General features: G+C 59.6%; 24 protein-coding genes. 11 read left to right on the top strand and 13 right to left on the bottom strand.

Annotated features, from left to right (window positions below; translation table 11 throughout):
• Nucleotides 1-282 precede the first annotated feature (282 nt).
• Entirely contained in the window at nucleotides 283-918 is a 636-nt protein-coding gene (locus ACO6TG_RS05530) for a hypothetical protein (protein WP_422377254.1), read from the top strand.
• A gap of 86 nt (nucleotides 919-1,004) precedes the next feature.
• Here the strand turns inward: ACO6TG_RS05530 and ald are convergent, their stop codons facing one another.
• The gene (gene ald, locus ACO6TG_RS05535) at nucleotides 1,005-2,144 is read right to left on the bottom strand and encodes an alanine dehydrogenase (protein WP_422377255.1); all 1,140 of its coding nucleotides are present in this window, start codon (nucleotides 2,142-2,144) and stop codon (nucleotides 1,005-1,007) included.
• A gap of 182 nt (nucleotides 2,145-2,326) precedes the next feature.
• On the opposite strand from ald, the gene ACO6TG_RS05540 reads away from it, so the two are divergent.
• Nucleotides 2,327-2,794: an Lrp/AsnC family transcriptional regulator gene (locus ACO6TG_RS05540; protein ID WP_422377256.1), complete on the top strand. Its 468-nt coding sequence runs from the start codon at nucleotides 2,327-2,329 to the stop codon at nucleotides 2,792-2,794.
• Nucleotides 2,795-2,906: 112 nt separating this feature from the next.
• Nucleotides 2,907-3,797 (top strand): SMP-30/gluconolactonase/LRE family protein, encoded by an 891-nt coding sequence (locus ACO6TG_RS05545; RefSeq protein ID WP_422377257.1) that lies wholly within the window; start codon nucleotides 2,907-2,909, stop codon nucleotides 3,795-3,797.
• A 29-nt stretch (nucleotides 3,798-3,826) separates the two neighbouring features.
• On the opposite strand, the gene ACO6TG_RS05550 is transcribed toward ACO6TG_RS05545, so the two are convergent.
• The 3 genes from ACO6TG_RS05550 to ACO6TG_RS05560 all read right to left on the bottom strand — a co-directional run bounded on the left by ACO6TG_RS05550 (nucleotide 3,827) and on the right by ACO6TG_RS05560 (nucleotide 5,594).
• Nucleotides 3,827-4,051 carry a hypothetical protein gene (locus ACO6TG_RS05550; protein WP_422377258.1) on the bottom strand — a complete coding sequence of 75 codons (225 nt, stop codon included), beginning with the start codon at nucleotides 4,049-4,051 and terminating at the stop codon, nucleotides 3,827-3,829.
• Nucleotides 4,052-4,083: 32 nt separating this feature from the next.
• Entirely contained in the window at nucleotides 4,084-4,671 is a 588-nt protein-coding gene (locus tag ACO6TG_RS05555; RefSeq protein WP_422377259.1) for a hypothetical protein, read from the bottom strand.
• A gap of 92 nt (nucleotides 4,672-4,763) precedes the next feature.
• A complete protein-coding gene (locus ACO6TG_RS05560; protein ID WP_422377260.1) occupies nucleotides 4,764-5,594 on the bottom strand; it encodes a rhodanese-related sulfurtransferase in 831 nt (276 codons plus the stop codon).
• Between the two features lie 342 nt (nucleotides 5,595-5,936).
• On the opposite strand from ACO6TG_RS05560, the gene ACO6TG_RS05565 reads away from it, so the two are divergent.
• The 3 genes from ACO6TG_RS05565 (at nucleotide 5,937) to ACO6TG_RS05575 (ending at nucleotide 8,602) form a co-directional block, all read left to right on the top strand.
• On the top strand, nucleotides 5,937-6,464 hold the full coding sequence (locus tag ACO6TG_RS05565; protein ID WP_422377261.1) for a PAS domain-containing protein: 528 nt from the start codon (nucleotides 5,937-5,939) through the stop codon (nucleotides 6,462-6,464).
• Nucleotides 6,439-7,776 (top strand): methyl-accepting chemotaxis protein, encoded by a 1,338-nt coding sequence (locus ACO6TG_RS05570; RefSeq protein WP_422377262.1) that lies wholly within the window; start codon nucleotides 6,439-6,441, stop codon nucleotides 7,774-7,776. Before ACO6TG_RS05565 ends, ACO6TG_RS05570 begins: the two co-directional genes overlap by 26 nt.
• Before the next feature lie 145 nt (nucleotides 7,777-7,921).
• A complete protein-coding gene (locus ACO6TG_RS05575; protein WP_422377263.1) occupies nucleotides 7,922-8,602 on the top strand; it encodes a GntR family transcriptional regulator in 681 nt (226 codons plus the stop codon).
• Nucleotides 8,603-8,872: 270 nt separating this feature from the next.
• Here ACO6TG_RS05575 and ACO6TG_RS05580 read toward each other — a convergent pair whose 3' ends face one another.
• The 7 genes from ACO6TG_RS05580 to ACO6TG_RS05610 all read right to left on the bottom strand — a co-directional run bounded on the left by ACO6TG_RS05580 (nucleotide 8,873) and on the right by ACO6TG_RS05610 (nucleotide 14,889).
• On the bottom strand, nucleotides 8,873-9,742 hold the full coding sequence (locus tag ACO6TG_RS05580; protein ID WP_422377264.1) for a dioxygenase: 870 nt from the start codon (nucleotides 9,740-9,742) through the stop codon (nucleotides 8,873-8,875).
• Between the two features lie 9 nt (nucleotides 9,743-9,751).
• On the bottom strand, nucleotides 9,752-11,059 hold the full coding sequence (locus ACO6TG_RS05585; RefSeq protein WP_422377265.1) for a TRAP transporter large permease: 1,308 nt from the start codon (nucleotides 11,057-11,059) through the stop codon (nucleotides 9,752-9,754).
• The gene (locus ACO6TG_RS05590) at nucleotides 11,056-11,616 is read right to left on the bottom strand and encodes a TRAP transporter small permease subunit (RefSeq protein WP_422377266.1); all 561 of its coding nucleotides are present in this window, start codon (nucleotides 11,614-11,616) and stop codon (nucleotides 11,056-11,058) included. The genes ACO6TG_RS05585 and ACO6TG_RS05590 overlap by 4 nt, the downstream gene beginning before the upstream one ends.
• Before the next feature lie 133 nt (nucleotides 11,617-11,749).
• Entirely contained in the window at nucleotides 11,750-12,835 is a 1,086-nt protein-coding gene (locus ACO6TG_RS05595) for a C4-dicarboxylate TRAP transporter substrate-binding protein (protein WP_422377267.1), read from the bottom strand.
• A 30-nt stretch (nucleotides 12,836-12,865) separates the two neighbouring features.
• On the bottom strand, nucleotides 12,866-13,324 hold the full coding sequence (locus tag ACO6TG_RS05600; RefSeq protein WP_422377268.1) for an OsmC family protein: 459 nt from the start codon (nucleotides 13,322-13,324) through the stop codon (nucleotides 12,866-12,868).
• A gap of 6 nt (nucleotides 13,325-13,330) precedes the next feature.
• The gene (locus tag ACO6TG_RS05605; RefSeq protein WP_422377269.1) at nucleotides 13,331-14,011 is read right to left on the bottom strand and encodes a malonic semialdehyde reductase; all 681 of its coding nucleotides are present in this window, start codon (nucleotides 14,009-14,011) and stop codon (nucleotides 13,331-13,333) included.
• Nucleotides 14,008-14,889: a fumarylacetoacetate hydrolase family protein gene (locus ACO6TG_RS05610; protein ID WP_422377270.1), complete on the bottom strand. Its 882-nt coding sequence runs from the start codon at nucleotides 14,887-14,889 to the stop codon at nucleotides 14,008-14,010. Before ACO6TG_RS05610 ends, ACO6TG_RS05605 begins: the two co-directional genes overlap by 4 nt.
• Nucleotides 14,890-14,991: 102 nt before the next feature.
• Here ACO6TG_RS05610 and ACO6TG_RS05615 point away from each other — a divergent pair, with 102 nt between their 5' ends.
• The 4 genes from ACO6TG_RS05615 (at nucleotide 14,992) to ACO6TG_RS05630 (ending at nucleotide 19,036) form a co-directional block, all read left to right on the top strand.
• Nucleotides 14,992-15,378: a YciI family protein gene (locus ACO6TG_RS05615; RefSeq protein WP_422377271.1), complete on the top strand. Its 387-nt coding sequence runs from the start codon at nucleotides 14,992-14,994 to the stop codon at nucleotides 15,376-15,378.
• Nucleotides 15,379-15,479: 101 nt separating this feature from the next.
• Nucleotides 15,480-16,757 carry a malonyl-CoA decarboxylase gene (locus ACO6TG_RS05620; RefSeq protein ID WP_422377272.1) on the top strand — a complete coding sequence of 426 codons (1,278 nt, stop codon included), beginning with the start codon at nucleotides 15,480-15,482 and terminating at the stop codon, nucleotides 16,755-16,757.
• Between the two features lie 213 nt (nucleotides 16,758-16,970).
• Nucleotides 16,971-18,026 (top strand): MBL fold metallo-hydrolase, encoded by a 1,056-nt coding sequence (locus ACO6TG_RS05625; protein WP_422377273.1) that lies wholly within the window; start codon nucleotides 16,971-16,973, stop codon nucleotides 18,024-18,026.
• A gap of 143 nt (nucleotides 18,027-18,169) precedes the next feature.
• On the top strand, nucleotides 18,170-19,036 hold the full coding sequence (locus ACO6TG_RS05630; RefSeq protein ID WP_422377274.1) for a hypothetical protein: 867 nt from the start codon (nucleotides 18,170-18,172) through the stop codon (nucleotides 19,034-19,036).
• A gap of 10 nt (nucleotides 19,037-19,046) precedes the next feature.
• Here ACO6TG_RS05630 and ACO6TG_RS05635 read toward each other — a convergent pair whose 3' ends face one another.
• Nucleotides 19,047-19,769: an HAD family hydrolase gene (locus tag ACO6TG_RS05635; protein ID WP_422377275.1), complete on the bottom strand. Its 723-nt coding sequence runs from the start codon at nucleotides 19,767-19,769 to the stop codon at nucleotides 19,047-19,049.
• Nucleotides 19,766-20,611: an alkaline phosphatase family protein gene (locus tag ACO6TG_RS05640; protein ID WP_422377276.1), complete on the bottom strand. Its 846-nt coding sequence runs from the start codon at nucleotides 20,609-20,611 to the stop codon at nucleotides 19,766-19,768. Before ACO6TG_RS05640 ends, ACO6TG_RS05635 begins: the two co-directional genes overlap by 4 nt.
• A gap of 321 nt (nucleotides 20,612-20,932) precedes the next feature.
• Between ACO6TG_RS05640 and ACO6TG_RS05645 the strand changes: the two genes are divergently transcribed.
• Entirely contained in the window at nucleotides 20,933-21,802 is an 870-nt protein-coding gene (locus ACO6TG_RS05645; protein WP_422377277.1) for a LysR substrate-binding domain-containing protein, read from the top strand.
• The last annotated feature ends 13 nt before the right edge of the window (nucleotides 21,803-21,815 follow it).

Raw genomic sequence — 21,815 nt, forward strand, 5'->3', positions numbered from 1 at the left:
AACATTTATTCGATAATCGAAGTAAAATTTGTTTTGTTGATTGGAAAGCTTTCTGCGCACAAGCATTTATGTCGAAGTGGGCTGTGCCTTTGGCAACATATGTCATCTGAGTTGACGATCCTGAGGCGTACGTCCTTTTGGTGTGATCAGCATCACACCCTGAAAGTTCGATACCTCTAGGTTGACCTCAGGAGGCGAGGACATCCGGCTGATATTCCCTCCCCTTGCTGGGTGCATCGCGCCCCGTTTTCCAAGTCATCTATTTCAGAAGGAGTTATCGCCATGACCCAAGCGACCGAGCAGAACTTCAAAGACGTCGCCGCCGACATGCGGCGCCACCTGAATGTTTTCTGGTTCGGAGGAGGCGAAGTCGGTATGATTTTCTTTGCAGCCGAGATGCCGGATGAAGACGTCGAGACCCAACAATTTCGCGGCCTTGAAGACTATGCACCAGGTCTCAAACCAGGCAGCAGGAAGTCATGTCAGGAATTGTCAAAAAGGCTGGAACCGCACCTGGTCCGCTTCTTCCAGGAAGCAAGGCTGGATCCAGGCGATTATGACGTTCCCATCGCACACTTGCGCAATCCAGTAACCGGTGTCCTCGATATTTCGGTCCGGTACATGAACTATGTCCAGGTTCCGGACGCAGACACCATGGACTTCACAGTGACGAAAGATCATCTGGTGCTTCTGAAAAACCTGAGACTAGGCGATTTGGGCGGGATGCTGGCTTCTGACATCAAACGCCCTTACGGAGACATGACCTACTTCGCCCTCGACATCGCCTATCTGCTGGGCGAACCCGATCCCGTCGGAGAGGAAGGCTATTTCAGCAAGGAGCGCGAGACGCGCTACGAGCGGCTGCACGAGGAAATGCTGCTTGCGGCCCAGGCACTTTGGAGCTTCGGCAAGCTTTAGGGCCAGGACTTTTCAGCCTGCAAATCACATCGCAAAAAGCCGGCCTCGAGGGACCGGCTTTCTCTTGCAGTTCAGTGCATGACAGCTCAGGCAGCCGCCGCGTCCTTGGCCTGTTCCAGCGCGACCTTCGGGTCGACATAGTCGTAGCCAAGCGCGGTCGCAACCGCTTCGCAGGTAACCTGCCCGCCGATGACGTTCAGGCCCGGCAGGAAATGCGGGTCGTCGAGCAGAGCCTTTTTGGCGCCCTTGTCGGCAAGAGCGAGCGCAAACGGCAGCGTGGCGTTGTTGAGCGCATAAGTGGAGGTCTTCGGAACCGCACCCGGCATGTTGGCAACGCAGTAATGCACCACATCGTCGATGATGTAGGTCGGGTCGGAATGGGTGGTTGCCTTGGACGTCTCGAAGCAGCCGCCCTGGTCGATGGCGACATCCACCAGAACCGAACCCGGCTTCATGCGGCTCACCAGATCCCTGGAGACCAGTTTCGGAGCTGCTGCACCGGCGACCAGCACGGCACCGACAACGACGTCGGCTTCCAGAACGTGTTTTTCGAGCGCCGACTTGGTCGAGTAGACGGTCTTCAGAGCCGGTCCGAACGCAAGGGCAAGCTCGCCGAGGACTGCGGTGTTGCGGTCGAGAACGGTGACATCGGCGCCGAGGCCGATCGCCATGGTGATGGCATGGGAGCCGACAACGCCGCCGCCGATCACGACAACTTTGGCCGGCTCAACACCCGGCACGCCGCCGATCAGCGTGCCGGAGCCGCCCTGTGCCTTTTCCAGCGCCTTGGCACCGGCAATGACGGACAGGCGCCCGGCCACCTGGGACATCGGCACCAGCAGCGGCAGTGCACCGCGGGCGTCAACAACCGTCTCATAGGCGATGCAGGTTGCACCGGACTTGACCAGGTCCGCGGTCTGTTCCGCATCCGGAGCCAGATGCAGGTAGGTGAAGAGAATGTGGTCCGGACGCAGCATGGCGCGTTCGACGGCCTGCGGTTCCTTGACCTTGACGATCATGTTGGCCGCGTCGAAGACGTCCTTGGCGGTCGCCAGGATCTTCGCACCGGCCGCCTCATAATCTGCATCACTGGCGCCGATACCGGCACCGGCATTGGTTTCCACGACAACTTCGTGGCCGTGGGCCACCATTTCATGAACGCTGTCCGGGGTCAGACCGACCCGGTATTCGTGGTTCTTGATTTCCTTCGGCACACCAATACGCATCTTCCCGTCTCCTCTGGAAGCATTTTGATTGCCGATGAGTCTACGCCCAATTGCCTCGAATGTGCTTGCGTTCCACGCCTCATCGATCGCCCTTGACGCAATTTTCTTGCGCCAATTGGACAAAAGCTCAAATATATTGCTAGGCATGATCTCAATGCCAGCAATATGTGCGGTGCAACAAAATGAAACTCGATCGCCTCGACCGGAAAATCCTGAATGTCCTGCAAAGCGACGGCCGCATTGCCAATGCGGATCTTGCAGACAAGGTCGGCCTGTCGGCCTCGGCCTGCCTCAGGCGCATGCGCGCCCTGGAAGACGCCGGCATCATCGACAAGTATGTTGCGCTTCTGGACCAGAAGAAACTCGGCCGGCACATGGACGTCTTTGTCGAGATCTCGCTTACCGGCCAGTCCAAGGAGACGCTGGAGAATTTCGAGCGCGCCGTCGCCCGGTCCGACGAGATCATGGAATGTTTCCTGATGGCCGGCGACGCCGACTACATCCTCCGTCTTTCCGCACGGGACCCGATCGATTTCGAACGCATCCACCGGGATCACCTCGCGCAGCTCCCCGGCGTTCTCAGGATGAAATCCTCCTTTGCCATTCGCCCGATCGTCAAGCGGACAGCGATCCCGCTGGAGGGCGACTAGGGTTGTTTCGCGCAATGCTCCGGCAAACATCCAAGAACAGTCGACGTTCACCGCAACCCCCGCTATAGTCCGCCTCCGTTCATGGAATTGGCTTTTTAAGGAACCGCCTCCGGTGACCCACACGATCACCCGCTTTCTCGACACAACCTATCAGCTTGCCGAATGTCCAACCTGGGATGACCGGGCCAACCGCCTGCTCTGGGCGGATATTCAGGGTCGCTCCATCCAGTCGATGGACTGGGCAAGTCGCAAGATCACCACCTATCATTTCGACAATGAGGTCGGTTCGTTCGGCCTGACGGATGATGACCGGCTGATTGTCAGTGTCTGGGACAAGATCCTGCTGTTTGATCCGGCGACGGAAAGAAGCGAAATCCTGGCCGAGGTTCAGGCGGACGAACCACGCACCCGCCTCAACGATGGCAAGGTTGGGCCGGATGGGGCCTTCTGGGTCGGCACGATGGACACCAGCTCACCGCGTGAGCCTATTGCCGGTCTCTACCGGATCGACGCCAGCGGCGACGTCGCCGAAATCCGCGATGAACTGCAATGTTCAAATGGTCTCGCATGGACCCCGGACGGGGCCTACATGTATCATTCCGACACCTCGCCCGGCTGGATCGAATGTTACGGCTTCGACCCGTCGAGCGGTGCGCTCGGCTCGAAAATGCTCTACGCCCAGCAGACCAACGACACCGGCCGCCCGGATGGTGCAACGGTCGATACGGACGGCAACTACTGGAGTGCGGGTGTTTCTGCCGGCGTGTTGAATTGCTTCAGCCCGGACGGCAATCTGTTGGAAGCCATCAAGTTGCCTGTCGACAAGCCGACCATGCCCTGCTTCTGCGGACCTGATCTCGATCACCTGATCGTCACGAGCATCAAGCAGCCTGCAGATCCGACAACAATGGACCCCGACACGCTCTCCGGCGGGCTCTTTCTGGTCGAAGGCCACGGCCGGACGGGCTTGAGGTCCTATCGGTTCAAAACCTCTGGCACCTAGGCTCAGGGCGAAGCAAATTGCTTGCCGTGTTATCCTTCCGTCCGGCGGCAGGCTTTCATCGCCTCGATAATCTGCTTCGCCTTGACGCCCCGCACCTGGATCTTGGTCTCACCGATGAGATGCACGACCGCAGTCTCCCCGCTCGCAGACTGTTCATCATAGATGCGGACGGATTGATTTTCCGGGATCAGGACCGCCATGGATCCGTCTTCAACGCTGAGCAGGATCGAAGAGGCAACCAAAGTGCAAATCATCATGTTCCCCCGCTAGGTTAGGCTGAAAACCGTTAGTACCGGCAACCGCGGACACGCACCGGTTTCCAGACAGTCTGCGCCGGCTGAACAAGAACCTGTCGACTGACGGTCCGGTAGACCGCCGGCTTATGAACGCGGTGACTGGTTGCCGGTTGCACGAGAACCTTTTCCCGGACCGAGCTGTAAATCGCCGGCTGGCGGACGGCCACTTTCGAAGCCGGCTGCACGAGAACCTTTTGACTGACGGTTCTATAGACGGCCGGGTGCTGCACCTTGCACAGGATCTTGCGGCCCTTGATCATGCGATATTCCCACCCGACGCTGGCCGGCTGTACCAGAACCTGGCTTTGCCGTGTCTGGTAAACAGCGGGCGTCTGCCGGTAGCTGACACGCTCGGCCTGCACGAGCACCCGTTTGGTCCGGTAACTGTAGACGGCCGGCTTCTGCACCACATAGCTGGAGGCGGGCTGCACAAGAACTTTTTGATGCACGGTTCGATAGACAGCCGGGACAGTCGCTTGTTCATAGCAGGACAAGGCCTGCCCGCCTGCCACAACCGAAGAACTGAGAACCGGTGTGAGAACCAGCGCGACGGCCGCGCTCCAGAACCTGTGACGCATCAACTTATCCCCCAGTCTGGTGCAGAAAAACGCTCTGCACCATGACTTTAGGGAAGATGTTCAAGGGGTTAAAGCGAAAAAGTTAACAGTCGTTAAGAAATTGCTTCCACCTCGGCGGCCGCATCGGTCTCTGCCCGCGCGCTTTTTTCGTAGTCGGTGTCTTCGTTGATGATGTGCCGGGCTTCTTCGGGAACCCAGGAACCCCAGCGCGGCTGCAGCTGATGGTCGACGGAGACCCGGTCATCAAAGACGAAACACTCCCCCTTCCAAAGGCTGTTTTCCTCCGGAACCTTCTCCAGGTAGTTCAGAATGCCGCCTTCCAGGTGATAGACATCCTCAAAGCCGTTTTTCAGCATCCAGGCGGTCGCCTTCTCGCAGCGGATGCCGCCGGTGCAGAACATCGCGACCTTGGGCTTCTTCTTCAGGTCTTCCTGGCCTTCCACCCAGTCGGGAAAGTCGCGAAATGCCTGCGTTTCCGGGTTGAGCGCCCGTTCAAAGGTTCCGAAGGCAAATTCGTAGTCGTTGCGGGTGTCGATCACCACCACGTCCGGATCGGAAATCAGCGCATTCCAGTCTTCCGGCTTGACATATTCGCCAACGATTTCGTTCGGATCGATGCCATCGACGGCCAGACGCACGATTTCCTGCTTCAACCGCACTTTCATGCGTTTGAACACGTGCCGGTGCGTCCACGCCTCCTTGTGGGTCAGGTCTTTCAGGCGCGGGTCGGCCCGCAAGTGCGCCAAAACCGCACGCACGCCCGCTTCCGGTCCGCAAATCGTGCCGTTGATCCCTTCCTGCGCCAGAAGCAGGCTGCCGCGCACATCCCTTGCCTTGCAATAGGCCTTGAGCGGGTCCCGCATCGCCTCAAAGTCGTCGAGCGGCGTGAACAGGTAGAGGGCAGCAACGAGAAAGTCGTTCATTGGTCTTGTTCTTTTTCTGGACAAGGTGCCGGAGGGGCTGGCCTGACGGCCGAGCGCACATTGGGTCCGGGCGGTTGGCGCTCTCTATACAGAATGTCGCCCTGTCCTGCAAAGTCCGCAGTTTATCGGATGCGCCGGTCCCGGCACCGCGCAACACCGGGCCTGTCAGGAATTCTCCGCTCAGCTGCCGCGTCACAACCGAAACCCTCGTCAAAAGTGCATATACCCCTAGTTGATTACAACCGCAAAATGCACCCTTTCTTTAAGGATCTTTAAGCCTGCGGGGATAGCGTTGTCCGACAAACGCGACTCAGGTCGCACCAGGAAGCGGGCAATGGTGGGATGACACATTACAAGGTTCAGCCAACCGGGATTGAGCGATTTTTCTCAGAACGGGACCTGATCGTCTCCAAGACCGACACGCGCGGGCGCATCACCTACGCGAACAACGTGTTCCGGGACATTGCCGGCTTTGACGGCAAGGCGCTGGAAAATGCGCCCCATAGCCTAATCCGCCACCCTGATATGCCCAGATGCGTGTTCAAGCTGCTGTGGGACACGATCGAAGCCGGCGGCGAGATCTTTGCCTACGTGATCAACATGTCGGCCAATGGCGACCACTATTGGGTTCTGGCGCATGTGACGCCAAGCTATGACGAGCGCGGCGCGATCATCGGATACCATTCAAACAGGCGGGTTCCGAACCGCCGGATTGTCGACGACATCATCACGCCGCTTTATGCCCAGCTTCTTCAGACCGAACAGACCGCAGACAACCGGAAAGCCGGCATGCAGGCCGGTCACGACCAACTGGTCTCTCTTCTTCAATCCAAAGGCGTGAGTTATGACGAGCTCATTCACACTCTCTAACGCTGTTCTTGGCGCGGCCCTCGCCGCACTTGCCGGACTTGGCGCCTGTGTCAGCGCACTTGTCGGCTGGACATTCGCAGCAGCAATCATGTCCGGCCTAACCGCCCTTTCAGCGCTGTTCGTGGTCCTGGCCGTGCAGCGCTCCAGAAAGGGCCTTGCGGCAGCATCAAAAGTCTGCAGCGAGGTCGGCTGGGGGAATTTTGAAGCCCGCGCCAAGGATTATGCCGAGCATGGCGACATCCGCGAGTTGATGATCGCCATGAACCACATGATCGACAGGACGGACGCTTTCATGCGCGAGGCCGCCGCCTCGATGACCGCCATCCAGAACAATCAATATTACCGCCGGATCCAGCCCGGCGGTCTCAATGGCAGCTACCTGCAAAACGCCGGGATCATGAACGATGCCATTGAAACCATCAAAGGCCGCGTGGGCGCATTTCGCGAGTCGACCGACTCCTTCGAAAGCCAGATCAGCCAGATCGCAGAAAGCCTGATGTCCTCGGCCAACAGCATGACCGGCACCGCAGGTGACATGGAGGCCTCTGCCCAATCCAACGCCCAGGTGGTGACAGCGATTGCCGACGCAGCCAACCTGACCTCCGACAACGTCAATGCAGCAGCGGAGGCCGCCGACCACCTGTCACAATCCACCACCGAGATCACCGGCCAGATCGGCCGGTCCATCGAGATTGCCCGCGAAGCTGTCAATCAGGTCGCACAGGGGCAGGACAAGGCCAACAGCCTGAAGACCTCGGCAGAAGCCATCGGCGAGATCATCAGCCTGATCTCCTCGATTGCCGATCAGACCAACCTGCTTGCACTGAATGCCACCATTGAGGCCGCAAGAGCCGGCGAAATGGGCAAGGGTTTTGCCGTCGTTGCCGCCGAGGTCAAGGAACTGGCGAACCAGACCGCGAAGGCCACCCAGGAAATCACCCAGTCGCTGGAGGAAGTCGACACGGCCAGCCGGGAAACAGCAGAATCCTTCGACACCATTTCCCAGACCATTACCGAGATCGAAACGATCACCGGCATGATTTCAGCTGCCGCTGAAAAGCAGGCCGAGGCCACACAGGCCATTCAGGACAACGTTTCCAGCACGGTGAAGTGCACGACGGACGTCACCAATACGGTCGACGGTGTTGCCGAAAACGCGGCCACCACACAGGCCGCTTCCAAGACCGTCCTGAGTTCCGCTGAAACCATGAGCGCCAATGCCGGCCAGCTGACGGATGCCGTTGCCGCTTTCTTCCGGTCCTTGAAAAAAGGGCCGCTTGAGCAACAGGATGAGCACGGGCGCGCCGCTTGAAATGCGGCTGCGCCTCATTGCTCTGACAGCTTATCTGACCTTTCTGCCGCCAACCGGCGATTTTCCGCGATTCCAGACTTGACCTTGGTTGATAAGACGGTAGTTAAAACTGGCAAATCGTCAGAAAAATCGATATTATCAGCCCATGAGCATTCAACCGCATATCGACCCCGCCCAGGAACCTTCCGCCACCCAACGAGCCTATCTGGCGATCAGACGGATGATCCTGGTCGGCGAACTGGCGCCCGGTGAAAAACTCAAGATCGAGAACCTGCGCAAGATCCTGGATATGGGTGGCTCGCCCATCCGCGAAGCCCTGACGTTGCTGGTGTCGGACCTTCTGGTGGAACGGCTTGACCAGCGGGGGTTCCGGGCCGCGGAAATCAGCCCGCAGAATTTTACGGAAATCCTGAAACTGCGCTGCCAGCTGGAAGAGATGGCGCTGCGGGAAAGCCTGCAAAGCGCCGACCACGCGTGGGAAGACCGGCTGGTGATCAGTCACCATCGGATGATGCGCGAGCCCCGCGCAAATGTGGAACGTTTTGAAGAGCTTCACAAGGCCTTCCACATGAACCTGATCAGCGCCTGCCATTCGCCGGTACTGCTGAAATTCTGCAACCAGCTCTACGACCTCAACATCCGATATCGCTATCTTGCCGGAAGGGCGCTGAACTACTCCAAGCGCGACATTGGCAAGGAGCACACGGACATCATGAACGCGGCCGTCGATCGTGACATTGAGACCGCCTGCCATCTTCTACTCGACCACTACCGCAACACCGGCGCGTTCCTGGAAAAACATTTTGTGGCGGAAGCTGCGGAGTAGCCGCGAGGCGCGCAATCTCGCCTCAATTGTCATCCCGGCCGGAGCGCAGCGGAAAGCCGGGCCCCGGTAAACGCGAGCGCCGATTGATATGCTTCCATCAGCACGGCGTACTGGATCCCGGTCTTGAAGACTGCGCTTCAAACCGGGATGACAATCGATGGAACACGGTCTCCAAATGACCTTTCCAAGGTCATCCCGGACGAAGTGAAGCGACGGCTCCGGAAAGACGAAGGGTAGGTGCAGGGATGCGAAGAGAGCTAGCCCCTCCCCTCATTCCCTGACCAACACCAGATCGAACGCGGCCTTGAGCCACGGCCCGTCCACCTGACCGGAGAGCTCGAAACCTTCCTCCGGAAAGGTCCCTGCCGGCTGTTCGACATAGGTCATGACCAGGTCGTCGCGCACACCGAAAACCGTGTCCTGATCGAGGTAAGGGTCGTCATCCGGGAAGATCTCCGTCACCAGGGTGCGGTAGCCCGGTGCCTTGACGATGTAGTGCAGGTGGGAAGGCCGCCAGGGATGGCGCCCGCTGGCATTCAGGATATCACCCACCGGACCATCGCTCGGCACTGTGTAGCAAACCGGCTTGACCGAGGTGAAGGCATAGCGGCCGTCCTTGCCGGTTGTCTGAAGGCCGTGGAACGAATAGGTGTCCTGGTCCGGGTCCTGACTTGAATAAAGGCCGTTGGGCGCCGTCTGCCAGATATCCAGCTCCGCACCTTCGATCGGATTGCCGTCCGTGTCGCGGATCGTGCCTTCGGCCAAGAGCACCTGATCGCCGAAATCCTTGCGCAGGTCAGCACCGATCGGCAACGGTGGCGCCCCCGTGATGTGGAACGGTCCGAGCACACTGGAGCTCGTGCCTTCCGGATGCGAGTGCAACATGTCGACCAGCGAGGACAGGCCCAGAACATCGGACAGAAGCACGAATTCATGCCGCTCGGCATCCGAGATATTGCCGGCCCATTCCAGGAATTCGATGCCCTTGCGCCATTCGGCATGGGTCAGATTTGTCTCGCGGGCAAAGTCGTGCAGATGCGTGACGAGGCTCTTCAGGATCTCCTTCAGCCGCGGATCTGTATCCGGACCGAAATACCCCATGAAGACGTCGGTGATGTTGTCCTTGGTGACGTGACGCATGGAACCCTCTTAGTTCAGAATGGCAAGGCTGAGCGACGGCCAGCGGATCAGTGCAATCAGCACGATCAGCATGACCAGTGCGAACGGGAACGCACCGACAAAGACATCTTTCAGCGAGATGCGCGGATCGTTCAGCGTCGCCTTGATGACAAAACAGGAAATGCCGAGAGGTGGTGTCAGAAGGCCAATCTCGGCGCCGACCACGGTGACGATGCCGAACCAGACCAGGGACAGCCCCATCGGCTCCACCAGCGGCAGGAACAGCGGCACGACAATCAGGATGATCGACGCCGTGTCGAGGATCGTTCCGAGGAAGATCATCAGCAGAACGTAGATAACCATGATCCAGAAGAAGGTCAGCTGGGTATCGGTCAGAAGATCGCCGAGTTCGTTCGGCAGGCCGGCAAGCCCGAGCATGCGGCTGTAGATCGACGCGGCCGTGATCAGGAACAGGATGGATGCGGTGATATGCCCTGTCTCCAGGAGCGCATGCCAAAGAGACGTCAGCGTCAGCTTCTTGCGCAGAGCCGCGATCACCAAGCCCAGCAAGGACCCGGCTGCCCCGGCCTCAACCGGTGTCAGCCAGCCGGTATAAATACCTCCAAGCACAGCAACAATCAGGACAAGGGTCGGCAGGGTCTTGTCCGCAATCTCCAGCGGGGACATCCATTCCGTTTCCTCTGCCGTACGGCCACCGACATAGGCTGGCGTCAAACGGCCCATCAGGAAGATCGCGGCGACATAGGCAGCGGCCAGCATGAGCCCCGGCACGACGCCGGCCAGGAACATGTCTCCCACACTTTGCTCGGCGACGAAGGAATAGATGATCAGCATGGCCGACGGCGGAATGATCATGCCCAGAACGGACGACCCGGCAACCACGCCGACGGCGAAGCGCGGATTGTAGTCGAATGCCATCATCTGAGGCACGGAGACCTTGGAGAAGACCGAGGCGGAAGCGATCGACGAGCCGGTGACGGCTGCAAAGACAGCATTCGCACCGACGGTGGCCATGCCAATGCCGCCCTTGACCTTGCGAAAGCCGCTGTTCATCACCTGATAGATATCCGCCCCAAGCCCCGCCTTGGAGACAATCAGTCCCATGAAGGTGAAGAGCGGCACCGTGGCAAAGGTGTATTCCATCACGCTGTCGCCAATGGCGATCTTCAGAAGGTTGATTGCCAGGTCGAAATTGTCCCGCATCAGCAGGATGGAGACGAAGGAAACGAGGCCGAGGGCAATCGGAATGTAAACGCCGAGATAGACGAGAACGACAATCGCGACGACCGATAGAATGCCGATTTCAAAAGGTGTCACGAGTCTTCCTCTGCGTGTTCGTTGAGACGCACGGGCTCAACCTTGTGGTCCGGTATCAGGACCTTGATGAAGAACAGGAGAGCGCACATGAGAGCGCTCAGAAAGATGGCGAGCTTGATCGGCCACCAGGGCGCGGTGAAGATGCCTGGAACGCCAAAAAAGTCTTTTGTTTCATACATTTCAAGGAATTCCGGCCAGATCGCATAGGCCACCAGTCCCATGAAGACGGCGGAGACGAAGTTGATCGTCCGCCGGATTGAGTCCGCAGAGCCGGGCCGCGTCGTCGACAGGATTGTCAGAAAACCGTCGGACCGTGTCAGCCGGTTCATGCGCACGACATCGGGGAGCTGCAGGAAGACGATCAGCACCATGGAGAACTGGACCACTTCATAGGCACCCCGGAAGGGGGCGTTGAAGAGGCCGCGCGCCACGACGTCGTAATTCACGATCAGAACCAGGCCGAGCACGATGAGCGTGCCGACTGCGTTGGCGCCGATTGCCACCCAACTGATCAATTTCGAGAAGGCGCGTGCCCCGCCGGTCAAGAATTCCAGCATTCCAGCAACCCCGCTTGTGCCGTCCAGTTTTTTTGATTTTGCACGAGGAAGGAAATCGGGTCACCTGCCACTTGCCTGCAACCCGTGTCCGGCGCATGCCCCCGTTCGGGCGGCATGCGTCTTGTCTGGTGACTTACTGGGTCAGCTCGGAGGACCAGTCCCGCACCGGGGTGTAACCGGCCTCGGCGAGCTTCGCCATATAGGCCTTCAGCATGTCGCTGCCCGGCTCGCCCTTGGTGTCGAGGTTCGCGGCCCATTCCACGGCAATGTTCGGCATGGCGGCCGCCCAGGCTGCACGCTGTTCCGGATCCATCTCCACCACGGTACCACCGGATTCCACATAGGCGGCCCGGCTCGCTTCCGCACGGTCCATGGCAATGCCGGCAACATGGTCGCGATATTCAACGGCCACTTCCTGCAGCACGTCTTTCACCTCGTCCGGCAGACCATCCCAATAGTCCTTGTTGACGGTGATGGTCTTGGAGTTCACGGCACCAAGATCGGCCTTGAGCATGTAAGGTGCAACCTCCGCGATCTTGAAGGTCTTGGCAGCTTCCGGCCACAGCATGGCCTTGTCGACCAGGCCGGTCTGCAGCATGTTGTAGAAGTCGGTCAGGCCACCGCGCACACCGGCCGCGCCGTCGATGCCCTCAAGATAACGCAGGTTCATGCCGGCACCGGCAACCTTCTTGCCTTCCAGGTCGGCAAGCGAGTTGATCGGCTCCTTGGAGAACACCTGGTAGGTATCAAGCACCACGCCGGTGGCGAGGTAGACCTGGTTCTGGGCTTCGAATTCCTTCTGCATGGTCGGGAATTCCTTGGCGATCTCGTCCACCGCCTTGGCCACAGCGCGGGAATCCGGCGCGATGAAGGGGGTCACGGCAGAAATCGCCTGGCTCGGCAGTTTCGAAGAGTGGAAGATGGTGGTGACGATACCGATGTCGCCAAGCCCGAGCTTCACACCTTCCAGGACACCCTTCGGCTTGACGATGGACCCGCCATAGCTTTCCTGCCAGTCCATCTTGTAGTTGCCGGTCTTGGCAAGCCGCTTGTCGACTTCAGGAATGAAGAAGTTTGTGAACTCCTTCACCCAGAGAGCCCGGGCCGGATAACCGTCAATCACCACCGCCTTGATGGTTTCCGTTGCAAAGGACGGTACCGAGGTGGCGCTCAGAAGCGCAAGAGCCAAGGCGCTCCGCCGTGTCAGTTTTCCAATCATGACATTCTCCTCCCAAAAGAACGAGACCGGTCAGGCTTTCTGCCAGACCGTCTCAAGTGCAGTCCCCGACTGTTCAAAGAGCTTGGACAGCGGGCAGTACTTGGCGACGTCGCCTGCGACTTTCTGCAGGTCGTCTTCACTCAGCGACCCGTCGCAGGTCACCACCTGGCGCAGCGCGACAAAGGGAACGTCGATCTCCTCCTCAAGAGTGACGCCCCTGCGGTCGAACTCGCAGGTAATCTCGATTTCCATGTGACCGATATCAACGCCGAGCCTGGCGGCGCATTTGTGGCCGATCACGTTGGTGCAGCCTGCCAGGGCAGCAACGGCTGCCTCTGTCGGTGCAGGTCCAAGATTGGTCCCGCCGCGCGCCGCCGGTTCGTCAATGGAAAAGGTCAGGTCACGAATGCCGACATCTGTCCGCGAATGCGACAGACCGGTGCCCCTGGCCCGCAGCTTCACAACCGTTTTTTCCTTCAAGGCCACCATTTTCCCTCACAGAAACTTGCAGGCCGTGTCGAACGGCAGACGGGGCAGCTTCTGAAACAGCGCCGTCTCGTCGGCATATCCGAGATTGCACAGGAAGTTCGACTTCAGTGTCGTTCCGGCAAAGAACTCTTCATCGACAATCTGGTTGGAAAAGCCGGACATGGCGCCGACATCCAGCCCGACGGCGCGGGCGGCGATCATGAAATAGGCCCCCTGCAGGGTGCCGTTTCGAAACGCCGTGACTTCAGAGTGTTCCGCTTTGCCTTCGAAATGCGGCCGCCGGTCCTCATGCGGAAAGAGGTATGGCAGCTCCTTCCAGAACTCCAGGTCGTGCGCGATGATCACTGTCGATGGGGCCGACATCATCTTGTCGATATTCTTGTCCTTGAGCGATTTCGCCAGTCGCTTCTTGGCTTCGATCGTCTCGACGAAGAAAAACCGCGCCGGACAGGTGTTCATGCTGGTCGCACCGGCCGCCGTGATGTCGTAGATCGTCTCCAGCAGCTCACGCGGAACCGGCTTGTCCTGCCAGGCATAATGCGAGCGCGCCGTCCGGAGGATCAGATCGATGCCGTCATCGTCGAGCCGCCCGACCCGCTCACGAAGTGAGCGCACGGCCTCCTGCGCATCGGCGCGAAGCTTGGCAAGTGCTTCTCCGGTCGGGGCTTTCGAGGCAGCCATGCTCATTCCGCCGCCTCCGTTGCCTGGACATCTTCTTCGGCCACGATCGGATTGGCGCAGATGCCGATGCCTTCGATCTCCACCTCGACCGTCTCGCCCGGCCTAAGCCAGCGCGGCGGTTTCTTGGCATGTCCTACGCCCGGAGGCGTGCCCATGGCGAGATAATCGCCCGGCTCCAGCGTTGTGTATTCGGATACCGTCGCAATGGTGCGCGCAACGCTCCAGAGCATGTCGGAGGTGGTTGCGCTTTGGAGGATTTCGGAGCCAACGCGGGACTCGATCTTCAGGCCGTCTGCGCCTTCCGGCAGCTCGTCCGGCGTCACGATCACCGGTCCGACAGGGCCGGTGGCATCGAAATTCTTGCCAGGCGTCCATTGGTGAGTCTTGCGCTGGTATTCGCGCACGGAACCGTCGTTAAACAGCGTGTAGCCAAACACGTGGGACAGAGCATCTGCCTCGGAAATGTGCTTGCCGCCCTTGCCGATGATCACCATCAGCTCGGCCTCGTAATCAAGCTGCTCGGAGCAGGAGGGACGCACCATCGGCGCTCCGGCCGGGATCATGGACGTGTTGGAGCGCATGAACAGGGCCGGATAAACCGGCACGTCGTAGCCCCCTTCCTTGATGTGATCGACATAGTTCAGGCCCAGGCAGATGATCTTGCCCGGGCGGGCAACCGGCAGGCCAGGCGTGAGCGAGGCAACCGGCTCTGCATCGACCTTGGTGCGCGCGTCAGCAATTGCTGACGGGTCCGCCACGCCCTCGATCAAGGCCATCAGGTCCGTGCCGAACCGCTCATCCGCCTTTGTCAGGTTCCACGCCCAGTCGCCTTCGACAACATAAACGCCCTGCCCCGACACACCTGTCCCAACAATGAATCGCATAACCGCCTCGGTGTTTCCCAATTTTTTGACACTTTGACGACTATTTTTAAGATTGTCAAATAATATCGATTTTTTTAGAGTGCAGGAAACAGGAGGTGCAACATGCCCAAATGGACTGAGTACAAACGGATCGCAAAAGAGCGTGGCGCGCTGGCGTTGGAGCTTTATGTCGTCAACACGGTGCCTGCCGGTCCGGACGTTGATCTGCCGGGAACCCTGCCCGACCATCTGGCTTATCAGGCAAGGCTGGAAGCAGAAGGAAAGCTTGCGTTTGCCGGACCGGTTTCGGATGCGTCGGGAGAAAACATGACCGGAGAAGGCATGATCATCTACCGTGCCGCCTCGCTTGAAGAGGCAGAAGCGCTTGCAGCTGCTGATCCCATGCACAGCCGGGGCGTCAGGAGCTATTCCGTGCGCCGCTGGCTGATCAACGAAGGCAGCTTTTCGCTGTCCGTCGGGCTCTCCACCAAGGCTGTCGATTTTTCCTGACGCCGACGCGGCCGTTCTTCCTTTGGACAATTGGGGGCACGCCGAAGGTTTCTTATCTTAAGGGCAGCCGTGCCCTCGGAACCAGATGTCTGGAGATCCACATGTCCCTCTTCGGCGACCTGCTGTCGACCATCTTCGAACGCCGCAATCTGCCGTTTTCACCAGGCCGGCAGGACGCCCGGCCAACGGAGGAACTCATCGGTGAACTCGTCGGCGCCGCCGGTGAAATCACCGGCCTCGCCGCGGCCGGCAGCATCCTGCAGCGCTTTGAGGAAATGGACGACGACGGCAAGCTCACCTTTTTCAGGCATCTTGCTGCAGACATGAATATAGACCCGGAGCATGTGCGCTCAACGCTCGACGCTTATGAAGCCGACCCCAGCAAAAAAAGCTATCGTGCCTTCATGGCCGCTGTAGAACCGGACCGGCAGGAACTCATCCGCCGCCTGAATCAGATACCAGGCGCCACCGAACGGTTGGTTCGCATGCGCTCGGACCTGTTGCGGCTGGGCGGTACGGACCCTGCCCTTCAGGCACTCGACCAGGATTTCCGGCATCTGTTCCTGTCCTGGTTCAACCGCGGTTTTCTGGTGCTGCGCCCGATCAGCTGGGAAAGTCCGGCCCATATCCTTGAAAAGATCATCGCCTATGAGGCAGTCCACGAAATCGAGAGCTGGGAAGATCTCCGCCGGCGTCTGGTGCCCGTTGACCGCAGATGTTTCGCCTTTTTCCACCCCTCAATGCCGGACGAGCCGCTGATCTTTGTGGAAGTGGCCCTGACAGCAGAGATCCCCGGTTCCATTCAGGGCCTGCTGGCCGAAGACCGGGAACCGATCACGGCCGAAGAAGCCAGAACCGCGGTGTTCTATTCCATCTCCAATTGTCAGGAGGGGCTTGCCGGAATTTCCTTCGGCAACTCCCTGATTAAGCAAGTGGCCGCCGATCTGTCGGCGGAACTGCCGGGACTGAAGACCTTTGTCACCCTGTCGCCGATCCCGGGCCTCACCAAATGGCTGGTCGGCAAAGACATTCCCTTTGCCGAGGCGGAGCCAAAACAGCTGCGCCAGCTGGCTGCGCATTATCTGCTATCCGCCAAGCGGCCCGACGGACTGCCGCTCGACCCCGTGGCACGGTTCCACCTCGGCAATGGCGCCCAGGTCCACGCAATTCACGCGGATGCGGACATTTCGGAAAAAGGCAGGGTTCAGTCGGCCGGCGTCATGGTCAACTATCTCTATGACCTTGGTCGCGTTACGCAGAACCACGAGCGCTACGCCACACAAAAAGAAGTTGCGGCGTCTTCGGACATCCGTGGATTGGAGTCTGCCGCCCGGAAACAGGATTTCAGCCGACAAGTGGCCGAACCACCCGCCGTATAGAAGCGCCTCTTGGCGTCCTTGTTTCCGCAAACACCCACGCAAGTTCGACATGGGCGCGCATAGCGCACACCCACCCGCTTTTCCCGTCACGCCTTCCCATGATCGTATGAAGCGACATGCCGACAATGAGCCAGAACAATCGATGCTTCATTGCGTTTTCTACTAAAATCGATATTATATTCTCATAACAATATAAATCGACAGGAGGAGAGAATGGCACGGAATCTGGTTCGGGCATTGGTGCTTGGTGGCGGTCTGCTCGCCGCGTCAGGCGCATGGGCAGAGACCTGTCTGAAGGTGACGTTGACCGGCACCCAGGGCGGACCACCCGTCTATCAGGGACAGGCGGGCGCCGGCACACTCGTGCAGTTCGGCACGGTGGAGAATAAATGCAACGACATGCGCCTGCAGTTCGATACGGGCCGCGGCACCACCCAGCGCCTGAGCCAGGCAGGCGTGCCCGTCGGGCAACTGGACGCGATTTTCTTGAGCCATTTGCATTCCGACCACACGGAGGGGCTCGCCGACATGATGCAGCTGCGTTGGCATTTCAACTCCGGCGGTCCGAAGGTGGATCTTGTCTGCAGCGAAGAAACCAGGTCACCTCTGGGTTTTGCCCTGAGTTGCGAGCGGTTTGCCAAACATATTGGCGATGCGTTGATCCAGTCGGGAGAAATCGCTCAGCGACTGGCTGAGAACAAGAAACGTCTGCCGGGCGGCCCGGCGGAACTGATCGAGGTGAAGGACTTCAAACCGGAAGACGAGGCCAAGGAGGTCTGGTCCAAGGGGGACGTCACAGTCAGTGCCATTCGCTCCACCCATATTGCCGGCCACGCGTCCTACCGGGTCGATACGCCAGCGGGAAGTGTTGTCATCGGCGGGGATGCCGGCAATGACGTGCGCAAACCGCCCCGGGAAACATCCACATCCGGCCAGGTTGAGAAACTGGCGCAAGGGGCAGATATCGTGGTGCATTCCACCATTCACCCGGTAATGGGGCCGGAGGGCGGCACCGGTTTTCCGCCACCGATCTTCTTCCGCCAGTCGAACGCCACCGATCTCGGTCACCTGGCCCGGCGCGCCGGGGTGAAGCATCTGATGCTGACCCACCTGATCCCACCGGTCGGCGCGCCGCGCCAGGGTCCCTACAAACTGCCCGACGGTGCCTTGACCGAAGACGATTACCGCAACGCCGTTGTCGACAGCGGTTTTGAAGGCGAAACCGTGGTCGGCTCCGACCTCGCGTCGGTCACCCTGACGGCCCGGTAACCGGCCCCTGTTCCACGCGCCCGCGGTCTGCAGGGCAGACCGCGGGCGCGTGGCCGCATCAGAACCCCGGTAGTTTTTTCAGGATTGCCGCTTCCGGAGAAATGCGCTGAACTGTCCGTGGCATCAAGCGCAACGGGCAAACAATGCAAGATCGAAACGGTGTTTCCGGGCACGCGGACCTGACCGCGCTTTACCAGACCGCAACGCGTTTCGACTGCGGCTTTCTACTCGATTTCCATTGCTACAACATGTTCGGACACACACAGCCGGACGCGTTGCCGGCCCACCGGCGGAGCGAGTTCGCAGCGACTGCGCATTCCGACATTCTCTGGCAGTCTCCACCCCGGCCGAAAACATTCGCCACAGAAGCGCCAGAAGGGTTTTCAGATGGAGACGCCTTCATCGAACCGCAACCCATTTCCCATGTCGAACAGGGACTGGCCGGCGACATGGCCCAGTTTCTTTACCGGACCTGGCTCAAGAACAAGGGCGTTGTCTTCGGCGACAGCGAACTGACCCGCCTCTGCCCTTGGCTTCTCCTGACGCTGCCCGGGGCACCGCAAGGCGAAGTGCCGCATGTCACCTTTGTCGGCAAGCAGTCCAACTTCTTGAAATTCTATCCTCAGGCGCTCGACGACCTGAATCATGTGTCGCCGGCCGCATGCCTGCCAGATGGCTACAGGCATGCCATTGCGGAAGCCTATCATTGGACCATGCAGGGGGAACCCAATTTCGACATTCAAAGAACGGGGCAAATTCTGGGCGAGTCTCTACCGGATATGACTTTGCAACGGCTTTTGCTGCGCTTCGAAACCAAGACCGGCTTCACCAGGATCTTTTCCCTGGTCACGCTTGTCGAGATGCATTCCCGTCCGTTCAGCTCCAACCGGAGCGACCATCACCGCTGGCGCCGTGACGGCCTCAGCTGGCATCCTGCCTATCAGGTCTCCGGCGCAAGGCCCGGAGCGCGCCGGCGCGCGCTCTTTCCGGCAAGGTCACCCAAGGCATAGGGTCAGGTCCCTAGACCTCTTCCGCAAGACCATGATGCCGGGGCAAATGGCTTATATCCGGCAGGACCGCCGTGGCGAAGCGCTCCAGCTCTTTAAGCTCCGCCGGCCCGCTGAGAACCGCCAGCCGCTCGGCCAGTCCTGCGTTGCGCGCAAATTCCATATCGTGAACGCTGTCGCCGACCATGGCCGTTTCGGCCGGAGAGATTCCACTCGCCCGGCCAAATCCCTCGGCCATGCCGGGGCCGGGCTTGGCGCCGTATCCGCTGTCAGAACCGGCAACAAAGCCGAAAAGCTCCGACAGGCCGGCATGCGCAAGCTGATCGCGGGCGGATGCTTCCGTGTCATTGGTGGCCACACCCAGAAAAATGCCGTTCCGGTGCAAATTCTCAAGTGCTACGCGAGCACCCGCAACAGGCACCAGTGGCAATGCTCTGACCGCCGCTTCATGAGCCCGCCGGACCTTGCCAAGACCTCCCTCCCCCAGTCTCCCGGCCCAGAGGCGCAGCACCTCTTCCGTACTGCCGGCGACGATCACCGAACCCGGGACAAAGGTGCCTTCCCTGCGGTCGTATCCGCAGATCTCGGCCAGCTCGTCGCTCAACGCTTCATCCGACCCTGTCAGCCGATCGAACATGCGTTCGCAATAGGCCATCCAGGTCGCGTCAAAGGAAAACAGCGTGCCGTCCTTGTCGAACAGGATCGCCCTCACGCCAGCCGGAGCTCGACCCGTCATTGCCCCGCAGCCTTGTTCATGAAAGCCGGTCGCATGCCGCGTGCGGGATCGACACCCAGGCGCGCCAGAAGCGAGGCAGCCAACTGTAGCTGGTTCAACCGGCCGTCTTCGGTCGAGACATCACCATCGCCGAAATAGTAGAACGGCACTTCGGTTTCGACCGACGACGTGCCGCCATGGGCCCCTTCCGCGGACATGCCGTGATCGGCGGTGATCATCACCTCATAACCTGCAGCACGCCAAACCGGCAGCACCCGTGCCAGGGCGCCATCAATCATCATCGCCTGCGCCCGGTATTCGGCGCTGTCACCACCAAACGTGTGCCCGAGCGTATCGGCGGCGCACGTGTGCAGCAGCAGATAGTCCGGCTGATGGTCCTCAATAAGACGGATGGTCTGGGCGCAAAGATCGATTTCCGCCGGCGCAACCGCATTTGCCCGGCCATAACCTTCCATGGAATAGAACCGCCCGTACTGGAGATCGCCGTTTTCGTTGCAATGTTCGACGGAGCGCAGCGGATCCCAGGCCTCGCCGGCATAAAGCTTGTGGAAGTAGGAATGGGCGACCGCAGCCGTTGCGCGGCCCGCGGCCCGTGCCACGGAGAAGACGTTGTCCTTCTCAGAAGACCGCATGGCATGGTTGCAGGTGATGCCGTGTTCATAGGGCCAAAGACCGGTATGAATGGTCTCATACATCGGGCCGGATATGCTCGGCGTTGCCGTTACCATCTTCCAGCGGCGGGCGATGCCAAGCGACACCGCGCTTTGCAGATAGCCGCATTGGCTGACGGCCGTGTCGTAGCCGACGCCGTCCATGATCACCAGAATTACCTTGCCGGACATCTCATGCTCCGTTCTTTGGTTGGCCGTCAAAAAGCTCACTGGTCTCGCTGGCGCTAACCAGCGACAACACCAGTGAGGGCATCAGCGCGACACTGAGTCTGATCAATTTTCTAATAGAAGGGAAATTCAAACTGCAACAGCTTCCGGGACCACTCATGTCAACGGAGAGTAATATGCGTGTTTTTCCGATATTTTTCAGATATTTGACGAAAGCAGTTATTTGATCGAATTCGATCCTTAAGGCGACATCGCGCTGAACCTCTCATCGCTTGACGCGCTTTTGCATTCTTCTAGATTAAAATTCTAATCAAAGAGCAGATTATGTCCCGAATTCCGATGTCCTGGCTGGCCACGTTCGAAGCCGCAGCCCGCCACTTGAATTTCACCAAGGCAGCCACCGAGCTTGGCCTGACCCAGGGCGCGGTCAGCCAGCAGATCGTCAAACTGGAACAGGAGCTCGATGCACCGCTGTTCGAACGGCGTGGCCGGCGGGTCTTCCTGACCGAAATCGGCGAAGCCTATCTGAACCAGTTAAGCGGCTCCCTGGCCGATATTCGCAGCGTGACGGAAGACCTCTTCACGCGGCCCGAAACCGAGCGCGTCCGACTTGCCTGTTACTCCCCGACCTTCGCGCATCTGTGGCTGGCGCCCCGCCTCGGCGCCCTCTATTCCGATCTTCCCGGCATCGAGATCCAGATCAGTGTCAACTATCAGCTGGACCCGAGCGTTCCAGGCTCCTGGGACATCGTCTTTACCTATGAGGATCTCGCCAGCTCGTCCGCCGGTTTTCTGCCCTTGTTCCGGGAGCGGATCGTTGCGGTGGCAACACCGGAGCTTGCCGCTCTCTGGCCCTCGAACCTGCCGGAATCGCCCTGTCTGGTCCAGACCGCCGGCCCACGCGGCACCTGGCAGTCCTGGCTGGCCGCCGCAAGCCGACCCTTGCCGGCACCGAGGTTTGCGCTCGTCAATTCCATGCACTGCGCCTTGCAGATGGCCACCGGCGGCACCGGTTTCGCCCTTGGCGCGTACCCTTTCATAGAGGCGGAGCTTGAGAGCGGGCGCCTGCAGGTCATTGAACCAGAGGTCCAGCTCGCCGGCAGGCATCACGGCCTTGCCGTGCCGGCCGGCGCCAGCGCCTCACAGCCGGTGAGGCGCGTCGTGGAATGGATCATGGACGCGGCACTGATCTGACCCGTGTCCAGCG

The organism is Roseibium sp. (assembly GCF_965233565.1).
Classification (GTDB): Bacteria; Pseudomonadota; Alphaproteobacteria; order Rhizobiales; family Stappiaceae; genus Roseibium.